The sequence below is a fragment of the Massilia sp. CCM 8734 genome (genome assembly GCF_011682155.1).
Classification (GTDB): Bacteria; Pseudomonadota; Gammaproteobacteria; order Burkholderiales; family Burkholderiaceae_D; genus Telluria_A; species Telluria_A rubra.
Genome location: NZ_WHJI01000033.1, coordinates 57,399 through 73,746 on the forward strand (window position 1 = coordinate 57,399; position 16,348 = coordinate 73,746).

Here is a 16,348-nt window from a genome sequence, read left to right on the forward strand (position 1 = left end):
GCCTGTCCGGCATGCCACTGTACTATGTCTGAGCAATGAAATTATCTCCGTCGCTGCGCCGCCCTGGTCCGGCCCGCGACGGTCCTGATGTAAATGTTTTATAAACTGAGTTTCTGATAATGATGCAATCAATCTGGCAGTTCCTGACGAGCCGTCGCACCCTGATCATCGTGGGGTGGGTGGCGTTTGCCGCCATCTTGCTGATCGGGGCGGCGGCGCTGGACATCCCCATCGAGTACGCGCTCGCCGTGCTCGGCGTGGCGCTGTTCTTCGCCTTGCTGGTCTGGCTGTGGCGCCGCCACAAGCGCCAGCAAGCCGCCGGCAACCTGGGCGAGATGCTCGAACAGCAAGTGACCCAATCGCCGGTGCGCGCCGATCCGGCCCAGCGCCAGGAACACGAGACCATCAAGAAACGCATGCTCGATGCGATCGCCACCATCAAGGGCTCCAAGCTGGGCCAGTTGTCCGGTGACGCGGCCCTGTATGAATTGCCTTGGTACATGATCATCGGCAATCCGGCGGCCGGCAAGAGCACCGCGATCGCCAGCTCCGGCCTGCAATTTCCGTTTGCCGACAGCCAGATCGTCCAGGGCGTGGGCGGCACCAGGAATTGCGACTGGTTCTTCACCACCGACGGCATCCTGCTCGACACCGCCGGACGCTACTCGGTGGTCGACGAAGACCGCACCGAATGGTTCGGTTTCCTGTCGCTGCTGAAAAAATACCGTAAAAAAGCCCCGATCAACGGCATCATCATCGCCGTCAGCGTGGCTGAACTGACTGGCAACCGTCCCGAGTTCGCCATCAACCTGGCCAAGAACCTGCGCATGCGCGTGCAGGAACTGACCGAGCGCCTCGAAGTGCACGCGCCGGTGTACGTGGTATTTACCAAGGCCGACCTGATCGCCGGCTTTAACGAATTCTTCCAGGACACCGAGCGCGCCGAACGCGACCGTGTCTGGGGCGCCACCCTGCCCTACAGCCACACCACCGGCAGCGAAAAAGCGCTGTCCCAGTTCGACGCCCGCTTCGACGAGCTGTACGACGGCCTGAAAGACTTGAGCGCGGCCAACATGGCGCTGCAATGGCGTGAACGCATGCCGCCGGGCGTGTTCACCTTCCCGCTCGAGTTTTCCACCATCAAGCAGCCGCTGCGCACCTTCATCGCCACCCTGTTCGAGGAAAATCCGTTCCAGTTCAAGCCGGTGTTCCGCGGCTTTTACTTCACCAGCGCGCTGCAGGAAGGCGAATCGATTTCGGCCTCCTCGCAGCACGTGGCGCAGTTGTTCGACATTAAACTGCAACCGCAGCACCACGCCGAAACCCAGACCCAGAGCGGCTTCTTCCTGCTCAATCTGTTCCGTAACGTGATTTTCGCCGATCGCGACCTGGTCGCCCAATACGCCAGCCCGAACAAGACGCGCATGCGCTACGCCGCCTTCTTCCTGGCCACCGCCATGGTCGGCGTGACCCTGGGCGGCTGGAGCTGGTCGTACATGAGCAACCGCAAGCTGGTCGAAAACGTCCAGGCCGACCTTGACCAGGTGGTCAAGATCCAGTCCAACAAGATCGACCTGCAATCGCGCTTCGAAGCGCTGCAGATCTTGCAGGACCGTATCGAACAGCTGGAACGCTACCGTGAAGACCGTCCCCTGTCGCTGAGCCTCGGCCTGTACCAGGGCGAAATGCTCGACCGCAAGCTGCGTGAGGAATACTTCAACGGCGTGCGCGAAATCATGCTCAAACCGGTGGCTGGCTCGCTCGAAACCTTCCTCGCCGAAGTGAACGCCAATTCCGGCCAGTTGCAGGGCAATGTGCGTCCGGTCGCGCCGGACGCGCCCGGCGGCGGCGTGCGCGCCGCTGTGGCCGGGGCGCTCGGCGCCGCCGCGCCCGCCTCGCCTGTCGCACCTGCCGCGACCGTGGCTGCCACGGCCGCGCCGGCCAGCACCCAGTTCCAGGATGCTTCGCCGACCAAGACCGAAGACGGCTACAACGCCCTCAAGACCTACCTGATGCTGGCCGATAAATCGCGCTTCGAAGGCGGCCACCTGAACGACCAGCTGACCCGCTTCTGGCGCGGCTGGCTCGACGCCAACCGCGGCGCCATGCCGCGCGAGCAAATGATCCGCAGCGCCGAGCGCACCATCTCGTTCTACCTGGCCCAGGTGCAGGACGTGTCGTGGCCGCAGATCGAAAACAAGCTGGCCCTGGTCGACCAGACCCGCGACACCCTGCGCCTGGTGGTGCGCGGCATGCCGGCGCGCGAACGCGTGTACGCCGACGTCAAGGCGCGCGCCGCCACCCGTTACCCGTCGGCCACGGTGAGCCGCATCGTCGGCGAGCAGGACAAGGATCTGGTGCTGGGCAGCTACTCGGTGCCGGGCAGCTTCACGCGCGAAGCCTGGGAAGGCTATGTGCAGGCCGCCTTCAAGGATGCCGCCAACAAGGAACTGCAAAGCGCCGACTGGGTGCTGCGCACCGCCTCGACCAACGACCTTACCCTCGAAGGCAGCCCGGAGCAGATCCAGAAGGCGCTCATCGAGATGTACAAGAACGACTACGCCAAGGAATGGCAGAAGTTCGTGCAGGGCGTCACCATCCGCGACCTGCATGGCTTCGAAGCGGCGGTCACGGCCATGAACCGCCTGGGCGACCCGCAAACTTCGCCGATCCACAAGCTGATCAGCACGGTGGCCGAACAGACCTCGTGGGATAACCCGACCCTGGCCGACGCCGGCATCGCCAGCGCCAAGCGCGACTTCATGACCTGGCTCAAGGAAGTGGTGCTGCGCCGCAAACCGTCGCAGATCCAGGTGAACGTGCCGCAAAACCAGAACGCGGTCAATCCGGCCAACCTGCCGCTCGGCCCGATCGGACGCGAGTTCTCGGGCGTGGCGCGCCTGGTCGTCACCCGCGAAAAAGACGCTTCGCTCATGCGCGGCTACATGGAACACCTGTCGAAACTGCGCAGCCGCTTTAACACCATCAAGAACCAGGGCGACCCGGGTCCGGGCGCCAAGCAGCTGATGCAGCAAACCCTCGAAGGCAGCGGCTCGGAACTGGCCGATGCGCTCAAGTATGTCGATGAACAGATGCTCACGGGCATGACCGACATCCAGAAGCAGGCGATCCGCCCGATCCTGGTGCGTCCGCTGATGCAAACCTTCGCCGTGATCGTGCGTCCGACCGAAGCCGAAATCGACAAGGTCTGGGCGGCCCAGGTATTGCAGCCGTTCCGCCAGAACCTAGCCGGCAAATATCCGTTCTCGTCCGACTCGCGCTCGGAAGCGACCAACGAAGAAATCGGCCTGGTGTTCGGTCCGTCCGGCGTGATCGCCAAGTTCTTCGACACCACCATCGGCCCGCTGGTGGTGCGCCGTGGCGACGTGGTCGCGGCCCGCACCTGGGCCAATATGGGCGTGGGCTTGTCGCCGTCGGCGGTGAGCAGCTTCCCGGGCTGGATCGCGCCGCTGTCGGCCGGCGGCGTGGCCAACGCGACCGCCGCCGCCAGCGCCAGCACCGAAGCGCAGACCCAGTTCGAGCTGCAGGCGCTGAGCGCGAGCGGCGCGACCGAGTTCACCATCGAAATCGATGGCCAGTCGCTGCGCTGGAAAGGCCAGCCGCAGCCGTACGTGCGGATGGTCTGGCCGAACCCGCAGGGCACGCCAGGCTCGCGCATTACCGCCATCACGCCGCAGGGCCAGACGGTGGTGCTGCTCAATGAACCGGGCCGCAACGGCCTGCAAAAAATGGTCGAATCGGCCCAGCGCAAACGCAAGGATGACGGCGCATTCGAGTTGAGCTGGGACAGCGGTGGCGTAAAGGTCACCTCCAACCTGAAGATCCTCCCGGCCGGCTCCGCGCCGCGGCCGGCGCCGGCAGCGGCGCCGGCAACGGGCAGGGGCTTCAAAGGCCTGCGCCTGCCCGACACGATCATCAGTTCGACCCTCCCGGCGAGCGCGCCGGCGCCGGCCGCGCCGGGCGCCGTGGCGGGAGCGCGTCCATGACCCGCGGCACCACCCCGACCCCGACCCCGGTCGGCTACTTCGGCAAGATTCCCAGCCGCGGCGACTTCGTCAAGGGCAGCGACAGCCCGGCCCTGATCAAGGTGCTGGACGACTGGCTGGCCCAGGCCATGGACCTGATGAGCGCCGACGCGCGCTGGAAACTGAGCTACGACGCGCTCGCGCCGCTGCACTTCGCCTTCATCGGCCCGCGCCGCAGGAATGCGATCGCCGGCCATATCGTGGCCAGCAGCGACCAGTCCAACCGGCGCTTCCCGTTCCTGATGATGAGCGCGATGGAAGTGCCGGACCCGGCCACCTTCGTGCCGGACGCGCCGCTGGTGCTCAGCCGCCTGTGGAACCGGCTCGAATCGCTCAGCGCCGGCGTGATCGGCGCGGCCGATGCCGCCGGACCGCTGCAGGCCGCCGCCACCCACATGATCGACGTCGACCTGCGCACCTCGGCCTACGAAGCGGCGTTCGAAGACTTCCTCGACATGCAGACAGTCGGCGCGCTCGACGCCTTGCTGCACCAGGCCGGCTACGAATGCTCGGCGCGCCAGGTGCTGCTGGCGCTCGGCATGCTGATGCAGCCGGTGATGGCCAGCAGTTCGAGCCGGCTCGAAAAGAGCCTGGTGTTGCCGCTGCCGGTCGACCCGATCTACCGCAACCTGGTGGCGGCCTTCTGGATGCACCTGATTACCCCGTTCCTGGCGCGCGCCGACTTCGAGCTGGCCCTGTTCGTGGCCCGCATCAACGCCAGGCCGGCGCTGGTGATCGGCTTTTCCGGCGCCTCGCCGCAGACGCTGCAAGCGATCATGGACCCGACCGCCGGCCTGGAACGTCACATCACGTTCGACCAGCTCGAGTGGGTCGAGCAACAGACCGACTCCGACTACGCCGTCCAGAAACTGTCCACCTATCTGGCGCAAGCCAATTTGTCACTCAAATCCGCGCTGGAATCCTTGCGCGCGGCGTTTATCGGATCTTAGAACATGCGCCACTTCCTCGCCCTTGTCATCCTGCTTGCCGGCGCAGTCAATGCCGGCGCCCAAACCGCCGCCCCCCAGCCGGGCCAGGTGCTCGTATCGGGCACCGTGCCCGATGAAGCGAGCAAACAGGCCGTGCTGGCGCGCCTGCGCGACGTGTACGGCCACGACCTCGTGGTCGACCAGATCAGCGTCGGCCAGGTCGCCACCCCGGCCAACTGGAACGGTTATGTGCAAAAACTGATCACGCCCGACCTCAAGTCGATCTCGCGCGGGCAGCTCAAGATCGACGGCAGCACCGTCAGCATCAAGGGCGAAGTGGCGAGCGAAGCGACGCGCCAGAAAATCGCCGGCAACGTCGCTGCCAGCCTGAACCCGACCTACACGGTCAACAACACCCTGCGCGTGTCGGCCGCCGACCAGAGCGTGCTCGATACCACCCTGGCCAACCGCATCGTCGAATTCGAAAGCGGCAAGGCCGAGCTGACCCCGACCGGGCGCGCGATCCTCGACGAGATGGCCGCCGCCATGAAAAAACTCAACGACCGCAAGGTCGACGTCATCGGCCACACCGACAGCCAGGGCAACAAGCTCACCAATCAGAACCTGAGCCAGGCGCGCGCCGAAGCGGTCAAGACCTACCTGATCGGCTCCGGCATCAAGGGCGAACTGCTCAGCGCCTCCGGCCAGGGCGCCGACCGCCCGGTCGCCAGCAACGACAGCGCCAGCGGGCGCGCGCGCAACCGCCGCATCGAATTTAGGATGGCGCAGTAAGCGCCTCCACACCACGAGGAAAACATGTTTGTAGCAGAACAGCTTTTAAACCCGATCAGCGAGGACCAGCCGGCCGGCGAAGACCTGGCTTTTTCGCCCGACCTGGACGCCATCAACCTGGCGCGGAAGGCCGACGACCCTTCGCTCGACCAGGGTGAATGGGTCACCGAAATCAAGGAAGCGGACTGGGAGTTCGTCGTCACGCGCTGCGCCGCCCTGCTGGAAAAGCGCAGCAAGGACTTGCGCCTGGCGGTCTGGCTGGCCGAAGCGGCCGCCAAAAAACACCAGTTGCGCGGCCTGGGCGAGAGTTTCCGCGTCATCGCCGGCCTGATCGATCAATACTGGGAACTCGGGCTGTACCCGGAAGCCGAAGACGGCGACCAGGACCAGCGTGTCGGCAACCTGTCGTGGATCCTGGGCCGCACCCCGGCCCTGGTGCGCGAAACGCGCATCACCGAAGGCACGCGCGGTTACACCATCATCGACTTCGAAGTGGCGCGCAAGCTGGCCAACGCCCCCGCCCCCAGCGGCAGCCACAGCAACGGCCACACCAATCCCAGCAGCGGACCGCCGCCGCTCAAGCTGCCCGACCTGGAAAAGGCGCGCAGCGCCACCTCCGCCAGGTTCCGCGAGACCTTCACCGCCGACGCCCAGTACTGCCTCGATGGGCTCAAGCTGTTCGAACAGGCGGCCGACACAAGGCTCGGGCACGACAGCCCGGGGTTTTCCAACGCGCGCGAAGCGCTGCAGAACATGGTCACCCTGATGCCGGCCGTGGTCGTCGCGGCGCCCGATGCGCCGGCCGAGAGCGGCGACGTGTATCACGTCGAGCCGGTCAACGAGCAAGGTCCGCCAAGTGCGGCGGCGCCGTCCGGGCCGCCGGGCGTGATCCGCACGCGCGACCAGGCCGTGACCCAGCTGCGCAATGTGGCCGAATTTTTCCGCCGCACCGAGCCGCACAGCCCGGCCTCGTACTTCGCCGACAAGGCGGCCGACGCCGCCGCCACCGACCTGCACGTCTGGCTGCGCTCGGTGGTCAAGGATGCGGGCGCCATGGCCCACATCGAAGAATTGCTGGGTGTGAAACCGCCGCAGGACTGAGCGCCGGCCTGACGGCGCCAGCCGCGCCCGGCCGGATCGAGGATCACTGCCCGGCCGCGTCGGGCTGGTTGGGGGCCGCGTAGCGCAAGGCCTTGCCGCCGACGCTGGCGAGGACATCGCGGGGCCAGACCGGATCAGGTTTGACCAGACCGCTGAACCACGGCAGCAAACCCCACCACAGCACCAGCGCCTGGCCCGGCATGGTGAGCAGGCCGAGAAAAGCCGGGAACAAGTAAAGCGGATTTTTTTCGCGCCAGGCGGCGCCGACCATCTCCACCGTCAAGTTCATGTGCTGCTCCGGCAACGTCCACAGGTGTTTCCACAGCGGCTTGCGGCCTAGCGCGAAGTTCGGTCCGTCGCCATGCGCGAATGCGGGGCCTTCGTACTGCATGAATCGACGCACATGTTCCCAGGTGTCGAGCAGCGGCTGGATATGCTCCTCCCTGTTGGTGGCGCGCAGCAGAAAGCGGTCGACGATGGTCGTGCCTTCGGGCGCGTCCATCACCAGGCAGGTGACGCCAAAATCGAACTGCGTGCTCTGCTCACCGGCCACCGACACGCTGCCAATGCCGGCGCGCACACAGGCCCAGTCGTAGCTGTCGATACGATAGCCCCATGGCGCCCAACGCGTCGCTTGCAAGGAAAACAGATGGACCTTGCCGGCTTTGCGGTCGAACAGGGCGCTGGTCTCGAAGCGGAAATCGATCAGATCTTCGGCAATCATCAGTAGCATGAGCGGACTAAAGGCCAGCAGCGCCACGACCATGAACAGCGACAGGATGAACATCAGCGTCCCGCCATCGGTCATCGTTGAAAAGAACGACAGGAACGGGTTTGTCCCTCCGATAATGAGGTGGATCGATGCGAAAAACGCCAGTATCGCCAACAGAAACAAGCCCATTCCGGAAAATCTCCAGCGCTGGTCGCCATACACCAGGCCGTCCGGAAAAACCTTGTAGACCATGCCGCCCGAGTCGGGGCTCGCACTGACCGATTCGGCGAGCGCCGGCATGGCGATGCCGGCATCGTTGCCTTTGTAATCGGGGTCGTCGCCATGCCAGCGGAAGAACATCATGGTCGCTTCGCGCGTGCCGAAACGATGCTCCCTGAACGTGCGCGGATCGGGCGCCGTCGCGGCGCCATCCCGCTTTCCCTGACCCTTGTTGCGCTTGCCCTTGCCCTTGCCCTTGCTGTTATCCGTCATGCGACGCCTTGCCTGATCATGCTGCGATTAACTTTTCGATACCGACTTGAACGACGTGCAGTATAAATGAGCCAGCCGGCACTCTTATAAAAGTATAATGGCTCGCTCGTCACCGTTGCGTCGACGCTTGCCCGCTCGACGCGTTGGCGGCGCAGATTCCGGCACAGTCGCCCGGCCCGCATCGTCCCCATACACACCTCATTCGTATCCGCATGCCAAGCTCCCCCAGCCCCATCGACGCCGGCAAAGAACAGTTCCTGGTCCAACCCGCGCGCGCCCTCGTCAGCGCCCTCCTCCTCGGCGCGGCCAGCATGTGCAACGCCGGCGGCGTGACCGGCGCCGTGTATTCCAACTTCGGCAACGACCTGCTGGTGCCTATCTTCCCCGGCAAGAACTGGCTGCCGGTGTACGCCAACAAGAACGACACCAAGCCGTTCCGGGAACTGTTCGATGCGCGGGTGCTCGATGTCGGCGAAGGTAACTGGGAAGCCTGCATCAGCATGGCCGACCCGGCGGGACGCGTGCGCTGCCGTGTTGAAGCCGCCGATGTCTGGGTCGATCGCTGGGGCTTCGTCGGCCCGCGCGAAGTACTGCCGGTCGAACCGTGGCCGTTTCGCTACTGGCTGTACCTCGCCAGCGAAGGATCGGGCAGCGAAGAAACCACGGACCTCTACAACGCGGTGCCGCGCTCGCCCTACCTGGTCAAGGCGAAGCAGTTCGCCAGCGTGTTTTTCATCGTCAAATTCGACAAGCGCGGGTTTGCCATCAGTCCCAAGACCGGCAAGCGCACCGGCGACCGGGTGTTCCTGGCCGGCAGCGGCGTGTACCTGGCGCCGGACGACCCGGCCAGGCGCCTGCGCCAGCCCTGGCTGTTCCTGAGCTACTATCACAGCATCCCCAAGGCGCTGTGCCCCGGCGCCGGCGAAGAGAGCTGCGCCAGCGCCATCAACCTGCAGCCCCAATGGCGCGGGATCAAGGCGCTGCACGTCGAACCTGCCAGGCCTGCCAAGCCTTACGCGGGGCGCATGTTCGGCCCCGGCGAGACGGCCTTCGCGCGCCATGGCGAAGCGGCGCTGCCGTTCAATTACACCGTTCCCGCCGAGGTGGACATGGCCGCCGACGAACATGCCAACAGCGTGGCCGGGCGCGCCGCGAACCGGGCCACGCCTTTTTGCCTGATCGATTGCCCGCCCGGCGCCAATCTGGCCATTCCCGATCCGGCGCCTCTTTGACTACCCTGCACCACATGATGACGACACTGCGCACCGCTCTCCTGCTGACCTTCACGCTGGCCAGCCAGCATGCGGCGGCGGCCATCACCGCCAGCGACATTCAAAAATACGGCGCCACGCAGAAATGGGTAAACGCAGAACCTGCCGGGCTCAAGATGCCGGTGGACGATATCCTCCCCTTCCTCTACTCCGTGCCCGGGTCGGGCGGCCAGTCCTGCGGCCTGCTGGCGCGCGGCCCCGGCGCACCGGTGTATATCGATGTGCTATCGAGCGAAAAAGGCAGCAGCTTTCCCTCCTGCGGGAATGTCTACAAGGTGGCCGCGTTCAAGCTGGCCGGCAAGTCCTGGCTGGCGTTCGAGTTCTGGCACATCGACGACGACAAGTTCGCCGACTACTTCTACGTGCGCAGGAACGATGCCGGTTACTGGGAGGAGGCACGGGACGCGTCAGACCGCGTGCCGTCGGCAACGGCGAGCGGGGAAGACCAGCACCCGGCCAGCATCAAGGACAGTATCAGGAACGTGCGCGCCAAGCACATGGAAAAATCGTCCAAGGGCCAGCAAATGCTGTACCGCGATTTCATCGGCGACGACCATGGCGCGTTCGGCGTGCTGTCCGGTCCCGGCGCCTGCACCTTCGTGGTCGATGGGGCGCCACGCGCGCCACTTTCCGCCACGACGAGTTTGCGCGGGCCAGCCGTGTGCCGCCTTCGTGGCATCCTCGCGCCTGGAAAAAGGCGCCACCACCTATTACATGGGCCTCTTCGACGGCACGCAAAAAAAGCGCCAACTGGCGCTGTTTTCGGTCAATCAGAATGTGATCAAAGCGGAAAAGGAGCTGGCGGCGCAAGCCGGCGGCAAAGGACAGCTGACCGATATCAAGTCGGTCAAGCAGTTCCTGTCCATGCCGATCAAGCCTTGACGATCGAGCTTAGCCGAACGACGAGCGCCACCACGCCAGGTGCCCGCGCAAGGTCAGGTATCCGGCCAGGAGCAGGGCGGCACTGACATACGCGCTGACCAGCTGATCACGCCACAGTTGCGTGACGGTGTTGATATACGCGTGGTCCGGCTGCGTCCCGGAATAGACAACATCGACCCGCTTGCCGATATATTGGCTGTCATAGCTGCGGCCCTCCGGTTTGAACAGCACGGTCTTGCCGTCGATGGTGCGAAATTCGACGGCCGGGAGTGTCTCGCCCTGCACTGCGCGCAGCGTGCCCTGCGCCTCCAGGGCGTACACGTAAAACAGTATCCTGTGCGCGCCCAGCCAGAGCGACACCAGCAGCGCCAGCACGCCAAGCACGCTCAACACCTTGCCCATGCGCCGGTTACCGGCGGGCGTTAAATCTTTGGAAAACGCCATGCGACTTCATTACCCGAGGAAGTGATGTGGAATGGACGAGGCGACCCGCACAGGCGCCGGCCAGGACGCGCGACTGCCGCGCCCCGGCCCGCCAGCTTACTTGATGGTGTACTTGAACTGCCCCTTCTTGTCGGCGCTGACCTTGATCCTGGCGATCGCGGCGCCTTCGGCCATCTTGGCCAGCACGGTTTCGGCGATCTCGGGCAGCAAGGTGCCGTTGAGGATATTGTCGACGTTACGCGCACCCGAATCGACTTCGGTGCAACGCGCCAGCACCGCTTCGACCAGCGCTTCGTCGTACGTGAAGTCGGCCTTGTGGTTGGTCGCGATGCGCTGGGCGATCTTGCGCATCTTCAGTTCGATGATCTTGACCAGCGCGTCGTCGCCGAGCGGGTAGTACGGGATCACTTTCAGGCGGCCCAGGAAGGCCGGCTTGAACTGCTTCATCAGGTGCGGACGAATCATGTCTTCGAGCTGCTCCGGGGTCGGCATTTCTTCCGGCGCCTTGTTCAGGCACGCCTGCATCATCGCGCTCGATGCCACGTTCGACGTCAAGATGATGATGGTGTTCTTGAAGTCGATCTCGCGCCCTTCTGCGTCGTCCATCACGCCCTTGTCGAACACCTGGAAGAACAGCTCCATCACATCCGGGTGGGCTTTTTCGACTTCGTCGAGCAGGACCACGCTGTACGGATTGCGGCGCACGGCTTCGGTCAGCACGCCACCCTCGCCGTAACCGACGTAGCCCGGCGGCGAGCCTTTCAGGCCGGAGACGCTGTGCGCTTCCTGGTATTCGCTCATGTTGATGGTGATCATTTTGCGTTCGCCGCCGTACAGCACATCGGCCAGCGCCAGTGCGGTTTCGGTCTTGCCGATACCGGACGGGCCGACGAACAGGAACACGCCTTTCGGTTTGTTCGGGTCATCGAGGTTGGCGCGCGAGGTGCGCACGCGCTGCGCCACCGCTTCGATCGCGTACGACTGGCCCAGCACGCGCTCTTCCAGCAAGTCTTTCAGTTTGAGGACAGTCTTGATCTCGTCCTTGACCATTTTGCCGAGCGGGATGCCGGTCCAGCCGGCGACGATTTCGGCCACCACATGGCCGTCGACCTGCACCGGCACCATCGGCGTTTCGCCTTGCAGGGTGCGCAGTTCGGTCATCAATGCCTGGATGTCCTTGCCTTTGCTGGCGTCCTTCTGCCCCGATTCTTCCAGGGTGCGGCGCCCGTCCATGATTTTTTCGGTCAGCTGCTTTTCCTGCTCCCAGCGCGCCGCCAGCGCGGTGTGCTGTTCGGCGGCGGCCATGCGCTGCGCGCTCAGTTCCTTCAGGCGCGCCGCGTGCGAGCCGCCCGCGCTTTCTTCGCGCTGCAAGGCGCCCGCTTCGATGTCGATGCGTTCGAGCTTGCGCGCCAGGTTTTCGATCAGCGCCGGCGTGGCGTTCTGGCCCAGGGCGACCTTGGCGCAGGCGGTATCGAGCACGCTGATGGCCTTGTCCGGCAGCTGGCGGCCCGAGATGTATCGGTGCGACAGGCGCACCGCTTCGGTGATCGCTTCGTCGTAGACACGCACGCCGAAGTGTTTTTCCATCAGCGGCGCCATGCCGCGCAACATGGCGCAGGCCAGTTCTTCGCTTGGTTCCTCGACCTTGATCACCTGGAAGCGGCGCGCCAGCGCGGCGTCTTTTTCGAAGTATTTTTTGTACTCGCCCCAGGTGGTGGCGGCGATGGTGCGCAGTTCGCCGCGCGCCAGCGCCGGTTTCAACAGGTTGGCCGCGTCGTTCTGGCCGGCGGCGCCGCCGGCGCCGATCATGGTGTGCGCTTCATCGATGAACAGGATGATCGCGTGCGGGCTCTTTTTGACTTCGTCGATGACGTTTTTCAGGCGGTTCTCGAACTCGCCCTTGACGCTGGCGCCGGCCTGCAACAGGCCCATGTCGAGGGTGTGGATCTCCACGCCTTTGAGCACGTCCGGCACGTCGTCGCTGGCGATGCGCAGCGCCAGGCCTTCGACCACGGCGGTCTTGCCGACGCCGGCTTCGCCGGTCAGGATCGGGTTGTTCTGGCGGCGCCGCATCAGGATGTCGATGGCCTGGCGGATTTCGGTGTCGCGCCCGATCACCGGGTCGACCTTGCCGGCGCGCGCGCGCTCGGTCAGGTTGGTGGTAAACTGGTCCAGCGACGGGGTCTTGGAGACGGCCTTGGCGGCCATGTCGCCGACCGGGTCGTGGCCTTCGCCGTCCTGGGCGGCGCCGGCCTGCGCGGCCACCGCTTCCTGCGAGCCGGCGGCCAGCTTGTCGAGGTTATGCTTGATCTGTTCAACGTCGAACTTGCCGAACAACTTGGAGCCGCGGAAAGCCAGCTGCGCCAGTTCCGGATCGGTCAGCAGCGCTTGCAGCAAATGGCCGCTGCGGATTTCGGCGCTGCGACCCGATTGAATATCGAGCGAGGCGATCAGCCAGGCGTTTTCGAACAGCTTGGGCAGGCGCACCGAGAACACCGGCGTGCGCGAGTTGCCGGCCTTGAGACGGGAGACTTCGGCCTGCAGGTCCGCTTCGAGCATGCCGGCACTGATGCCGCATTGGCGCGAGATCAGCGCGAAGTCGCTCTTGGGCTGCTCCAGCAGGGCCAGGAACAGGTGTTCGATGTCGACTTCGTACTGGCCGAGCGAGACGCAGATGCTGGCCGCGCGGGTGGCGGCGGTGCGGCTCGTTTCGTTGAGTTTGCCGATCAGCGTTTTCAGGTTGATGCTCATGCAGGGTTCCTTTTATTGGTGTTCGTTTTGTCAATCACAGCGCGTGTATATCGTAGCGGACATCGTTGCGGTCTTCCTGGAGCGGGCTGGTGACCAGGAAGCTGTCCCATCCCAGGCGTCCGCCGGTGCGCGTGGCGTCCATCTGCATGCCGTGCACGTCGGGGCCGCGCAGCACCAGTTGTACTTCGTATTCGAGCGACACACCGGTAAACATGGTGATCATGCTCTTGAGCGCGCGCGCCGCCTTCCCGCCCGGGAGGAAGGAGTTGAAGCTGTCGTGGTCGAGCGGACCGACCACCAGGCGCAGGCGCAGGTCGCGCTGCCATACGCGCTCGCCGGCCATGGCGCCGGCGCCGAGCATCGAGTTGGCCGCGCCCAGCATGGTCTGCTGGCTGGTCGGTACCTCGTACCAGCAGCCGATGAACTGCTCGGCCTTGACGCGCTTGCCGAAATACTCCGACAGCACGCGCGAGATCTGCACCGCCGACGGCGGCCGGTGGCGCAGCGCCGAGGCAAAGTAGCCGAGCGACTCGTCCAGCACCCCGCCCCCGAGTTCATCGTTGAGGCGATGGCGCAAGCTGTCGTTGCCAACCCCGGCCAGCGACAGCAGCAGCGGTAAAAAACTGTCCTTGCCGTCGATGGCGTATTTGAGTTCGAGCCGGTATTTGCGCCAGGCTTCGAAAAACAGCGCCACCGAGCGGCTCGAAAACGTGTCGAGAAACGCGCGCGGCCCTTCATCCTTGTTGTAGATGATGTGCGCCGAGATGCGGTCGGTGTAATGGGCCGGCAGCGCGCCGGCCACGCCCAACAGGCCCATGAAGGCCGGCGTGATGCGGATGTACTTGAGCGTATTCGATTGCAGCGCTTCGCCCAGCGACTTGGCCTGGCGCGGCAGTTCGCGCGGCACCGGCTCCAGCTTTTCGAGCTCGCTGGGCGGAAACGCGAGCGAAGTCGAGTTCTGGAAGCGCAGGAAATTGGCAATCGCGCTTTGCTGGGGCGAGCCGTGGCGCTTGAGCCATAGCTCGAGCATGCGGACCGCCTGGAAGAACTGGAAGCGGTACGGTTCCTCGAACAGGCGCTCGATTACAGCAGGCTCAAATCGCCGCTTCGTGGCAAGCATTTCAATAGCTCTTCTCCATTTTTATTTGATACGATCACCAGTTGGGTGAAGCTGTTGGCGTGCACGTACAGGCCGAGGAAGCGGTCGATGATGTGGGCAAAGGCGTGGATGCCGGAGCCGACAAAGGCTTCTTCGTCGATCGTCAGGCGCACTTCCATGCCGCGCACCAGGCAGGCGAACGGGTTCCCCGGCAGCCAGGTGTTGGCCGCCTTGTAGGCGACCGCCGCAATGCCGCCGATCTGGCGCTGCGAGGACGGCGAGCGTGGCAGGTCGTACAGGGTCAGGATTTCGCGGAAGGCGTCCAGGCCGCCGTCGGCCAGCGACAGGTGGTTCAGCGACAGGTGCGAGATCAGGCGCCAGTGGGCGCCGCGGCCACGCTCGAAGCGGTGCGAGGACGTCGGTTTGCGCAAGAAGCTGACCTGGCGCACCGTGGAGCCGCCTTCCAAGAACAGGTCGCCGCCGCGCAGGCCGTAGGTCAACGAGGATGGCAGGTCGCGGTTGGTGCAGGTCAGCTCCAGGCTGAGGGTGTCGGTTTCCACTTCGGCCGGATCGAAGTCGATGTCGACGATCGAAATCTCGGTCTCGAAACCGGGGCTCTTCTCGGCAATGATTTCGTCGCGCCGCATGACCCAGTAGTGGCCCTTCTTTTCCGGCGTTTGCCCGTGCTTGAGCGAATAGAACGGGCGGAAGTCGACGATCGATTCGCCCTGCGGCGTCTGGCGCACCAGCTTGACCGAGTCGATCGACTGCACTTCGTAGGCGAACGCGCGGCGCGCGTCGGCCAGCACCGGATAGCTGGCGGTGGTGTGGGTCAGGCGGATCGGTTCGCCGCGCTGGCGGAACAGGTTCACCACCGGGGTGCAGCCGAGCAGCACGTTGTTGGTGGTCAGGGTGCCCAGCATGCGCGCCGCGTTCGAGTCGGTGCGCATGCCCGACAGCGCCAGGTGCAAGGTAATCGAGCGGCAGCCCATCGGCAGCACCGCGGTCAGCGCGGCCAGGTCGATGTCGAAGAAATTGAATTTTTCGGGGAAGCAGAAATACTCGGTCAGCAGGCGGTAAGCCGAGTGCGAGCGCGCTTCGAAGTCGATCAGCGATTCGTCTTCCTCGAAGCCGGCCGCCAGGATCGGAATGGCCGGCAACGCCATCCAGCGTCCGCTGTTATCGCCTTCGGCGTAGGCGGCCACGCCGCGCATGAACAGCGCGTCGCGCAGCGCCGCGCAGAAGGACGGCTCGCCGTCGATGAACACGCGCAGCTTGGCCAGGCCCAGGTTGGCCAGCGAAACCTGGTCCGAGATGCTGGTGATGGTCAGCGACAGGCTCGAGGTGGCGCCCACCGGCGGGCGGATCGCTTCGGGCGTGTCGATGATCGGTGCGAACGAGGCGCCCGACAGGGCCACCGGCGCCACCGTCACCGGATACGAGGTGCGGAAGGTGCAGGAAGCGCCGCGCACCGGGCGCGTGGTCAGCTGGGTGCCGCGCGGGATCGCGGTGGCGGTGGTCAGCTGCGCGGCCACGCCCGAAAAGTCCATGTGCGCGATCGAGCACGATGGAAACGGGCGCAGGTAGTGCGGGTACAGCACTTCGAACAGGGCTTCGGTAAATTCGGGATAGTCGTCGTCGAGCCGCTTGGCGATGCGGGAATTGAGCAGCGCGAACGATTCGATCATGCGTTCGATGTGCGGATCTTCGCACACCTCGCCGGCGATCAAGAGGCGCCCGGCGATCTTCGGATAGCGCTCGGAGAATTCGCGCGAGTAGCGGCGCAAAAATCCCAGTTCGCGTTCGTAATACGGTAACAGGTCTTCCAA

The 16,348-nt window shown here is 64.8% G+C and carries 11 protein-coding genes; 6 read left to right on the plus strand and 5 right to left on the minus strand.

The annotated features are described in order from the left end of the window. The first annotated feature begins 122 nt into the window (after window positions 1-122). Genes tssM through tssA form a run of 4 tightly spaced genes read left to right on the plus strand, consistent with a single transcriptional unit; the run spans window position 123 to window position 6,868 of the window. Window positions 123-4,007, plus strand: a complete 3,885-nt coding sequence (gene tssM, locus F2P46_RS25270) for a type VI secretion system membrane subunit TssM (protein WP_166895496.1) — start codon at window positions 123-125, stop codon at window positions 4,005-4,007. Next, entirely contained in the window at window positions 4,004-4,996 is a 993-nt protein-coding gene (tagF, locus tag F2P46_RS25275) for a type VI secretion system-associated protein TagF (RefSeq protein WP_166895411.1), read from the plus strand. The genes tssM and tagF overlap by 4 nt, the downstream gene beginning before the upstream one ends. Window positions 4,997-4,999: 3 nt before the next feature. Further along, window positions 5,000-5,767, plus strand: coding sequence for an OmpA family protein (locus tag F2P46_RS25280; protein ID WP_166895413.1), 768 nt, complete (start codon window positions 5,000-5,002; stop codon window positions 5,765-5,767). A 24-nt stretch (window positions 5,768-5,791) separates the two neighbouring features. Next, window positions 5,792-6,868, plus strand: a complete 1,077-nt coding sequence (tssA, locus tag F2P46_RS25285; RefSeq protein WP_166895415.1) for a type VI secretion system protein TssA — start codon at window positions 5,792-5,794, stop codon at window positions 6,866-6,868. A 43-nt stretch (window positions 6,869-6,911) separates the two neighbouring features. On the opposite strand, the gene F2P46_RS25290 is transcribed toward tssA, so the two are convergent. After that, window positions 6,912-8,072, minus strand: coding sequence for a DUF6708 domain-containing protein (locus tag F2P46_RS25290; protein ID WP_166895417.1), 1,161 nt, complete (start codon window positions 8,070-8,072; stop codon window positions 6,912-6,914). Between the two features lie 212 nt (window positions 8,073-8,284). Here F2P46_RS25290 and F2P46_RS25295 point away from each other — a divergent pair, with 212 nt between their 5' ends. Beyond that, window positions 8,285-9,304 (plus strand): hypothetical protein, encoded by a 1,020-nt coding sequence (locus F2P46_RS25295; protein ID WP_166895419.1) that lies wholly within the window; start codon window positions 8,285-8,287, stop codon window positions 9,302-9,304. Then, entirely contained in the window at window positions 9,301-10,311 is a 1,011-nt protein-coding gene (locus F2P46_RS25300; RefSeq protein ID WP_166895421.1) for a hypothetical protein, read from the plus strand. Before F2P46_RS25295 ends, F2P46_RS25300 begins: the two co-directional genes overlap by 4 nt. Here F2P46_RS25300 and F2P46_RS25305 read toward each other — a convergent pair. The 4 genes from F2P46_RS25305 to tssF all read right to left on the minus strand — a co-directional run bounded on the left by F2P46_RS25305 (window position 10,235) and on the right by tssF (window position 16,348). Then, window positions 10,235-10,669: a DUF3592 domain-containing protein gene (locus F2P46_RS25305; RefSeq protein WP_166895423.1), complete on the minus strand. Its 435-nt coding sequence runs from the start codon at window positions 10,667-10,669 to the stop codon at window positions 10,235-10,237. The two genes, F2P46_RS25300 and F2P46_RS25305, sit on opposite strands and share 77 nt — an antisense overlap. A gap of 96 nt (window positions 10,670-10,765) precedes the next feature. Next, a complete protein-coding gene (tssH, locus tag F2P46_RS25310) occupies window positions 10,766-13,420 on the minus strand; it encodes a type VI secretion system ATPase TssH (protein ID WP_166895431.1) in 2,655 nt (884 codons plus the stop codon). Window positions 13,421-13,454: 34 nt separating this feature from the next. Then, window positions 13,455-14,540, minus strand: coding sequence for a type VI secretion system baseplate subunit TssG (tssG, locus tag F2P46_RS25315; protein WP_166895440.1), 1,086 nt, complete (start codon window positions 14,538-14,540; stop codon window positions 13,455-13,457). Further along, the gene (tssF, locus tag F2P46_RS25320) at window positions 14,504-16,348 is read right to left on the minus strand and encodes a type VI secretion system baseplate subunit TssF (protein WP_166895442.1); all 1,845 of its coding nucleotides are present in this window, start codon (window positions 16,346-16,348) and stop codon (window positions 14,504-14,506) included. Before tssF ends, tssG begins: the two co-directional genes overlap by 37 nt.

Coding starts and splice junctions, on each gene's coding strand:
- F2P46_RS25295 (WP_166895419.1), top strand. CDS start 8,285: ATGCCAAGCTCCCCCAGCCCCATCGACGCCGGCAAAGAACAGTTCCTG.
- F2P46_RS25305 (WP_166895423.1), bottom strand. CDS start 10,669: ATGGCGTTTTCCAAAGATTTAACGCCCGCCGGTAACCGGCGCATGGGC.
- tssM (WP_166895496.1), top strand. CDS start 123: ATGCAATCAATCTGGCAGTTCCTGACGAGCCGTCGCACCCTGATCATC.
- tssA (WP_166895415.1), top strand. CDS start 5,792: ATGTTTGTAGCAGAACAGCTTTTAAACCCGATCAGCGAGGACCAGCCG.
- F2P46_RS25290 (WP_166895417.1), bottom strand. CDS start 8,072: ATGACGGATAACAGCAAGGGCAAGGGCAAGGGCAAGCGCAACAAGGGT.
- tagF (WP_166895411.1), top strand. CDS start 4,004: ATGACCCGCGGCACCACCCCGACCCCGACCCCGGTCGGCTACTTCGGC.
- F2P46_RS25280 (WP_166895413.1), top strand. CDS start 5,000: ATGCGCCACTTCCTCGCCCTTGTCATCCTGCTTGCCGGCGCAGTCAAT.
- tssH (WP_166895431.1), bottom strand. CDS start 13,420: ATGAGCATCAACCTGAAAACGCTGATCGGCAAACTCAACGAAACGAGC.
- tssG (WP_166895440.1), bottom strand. CDS start 14,540: ATGCTTGCCACGAAGCGGCGATTTGAGCCTGCTGTAATCGAGCGCCTG.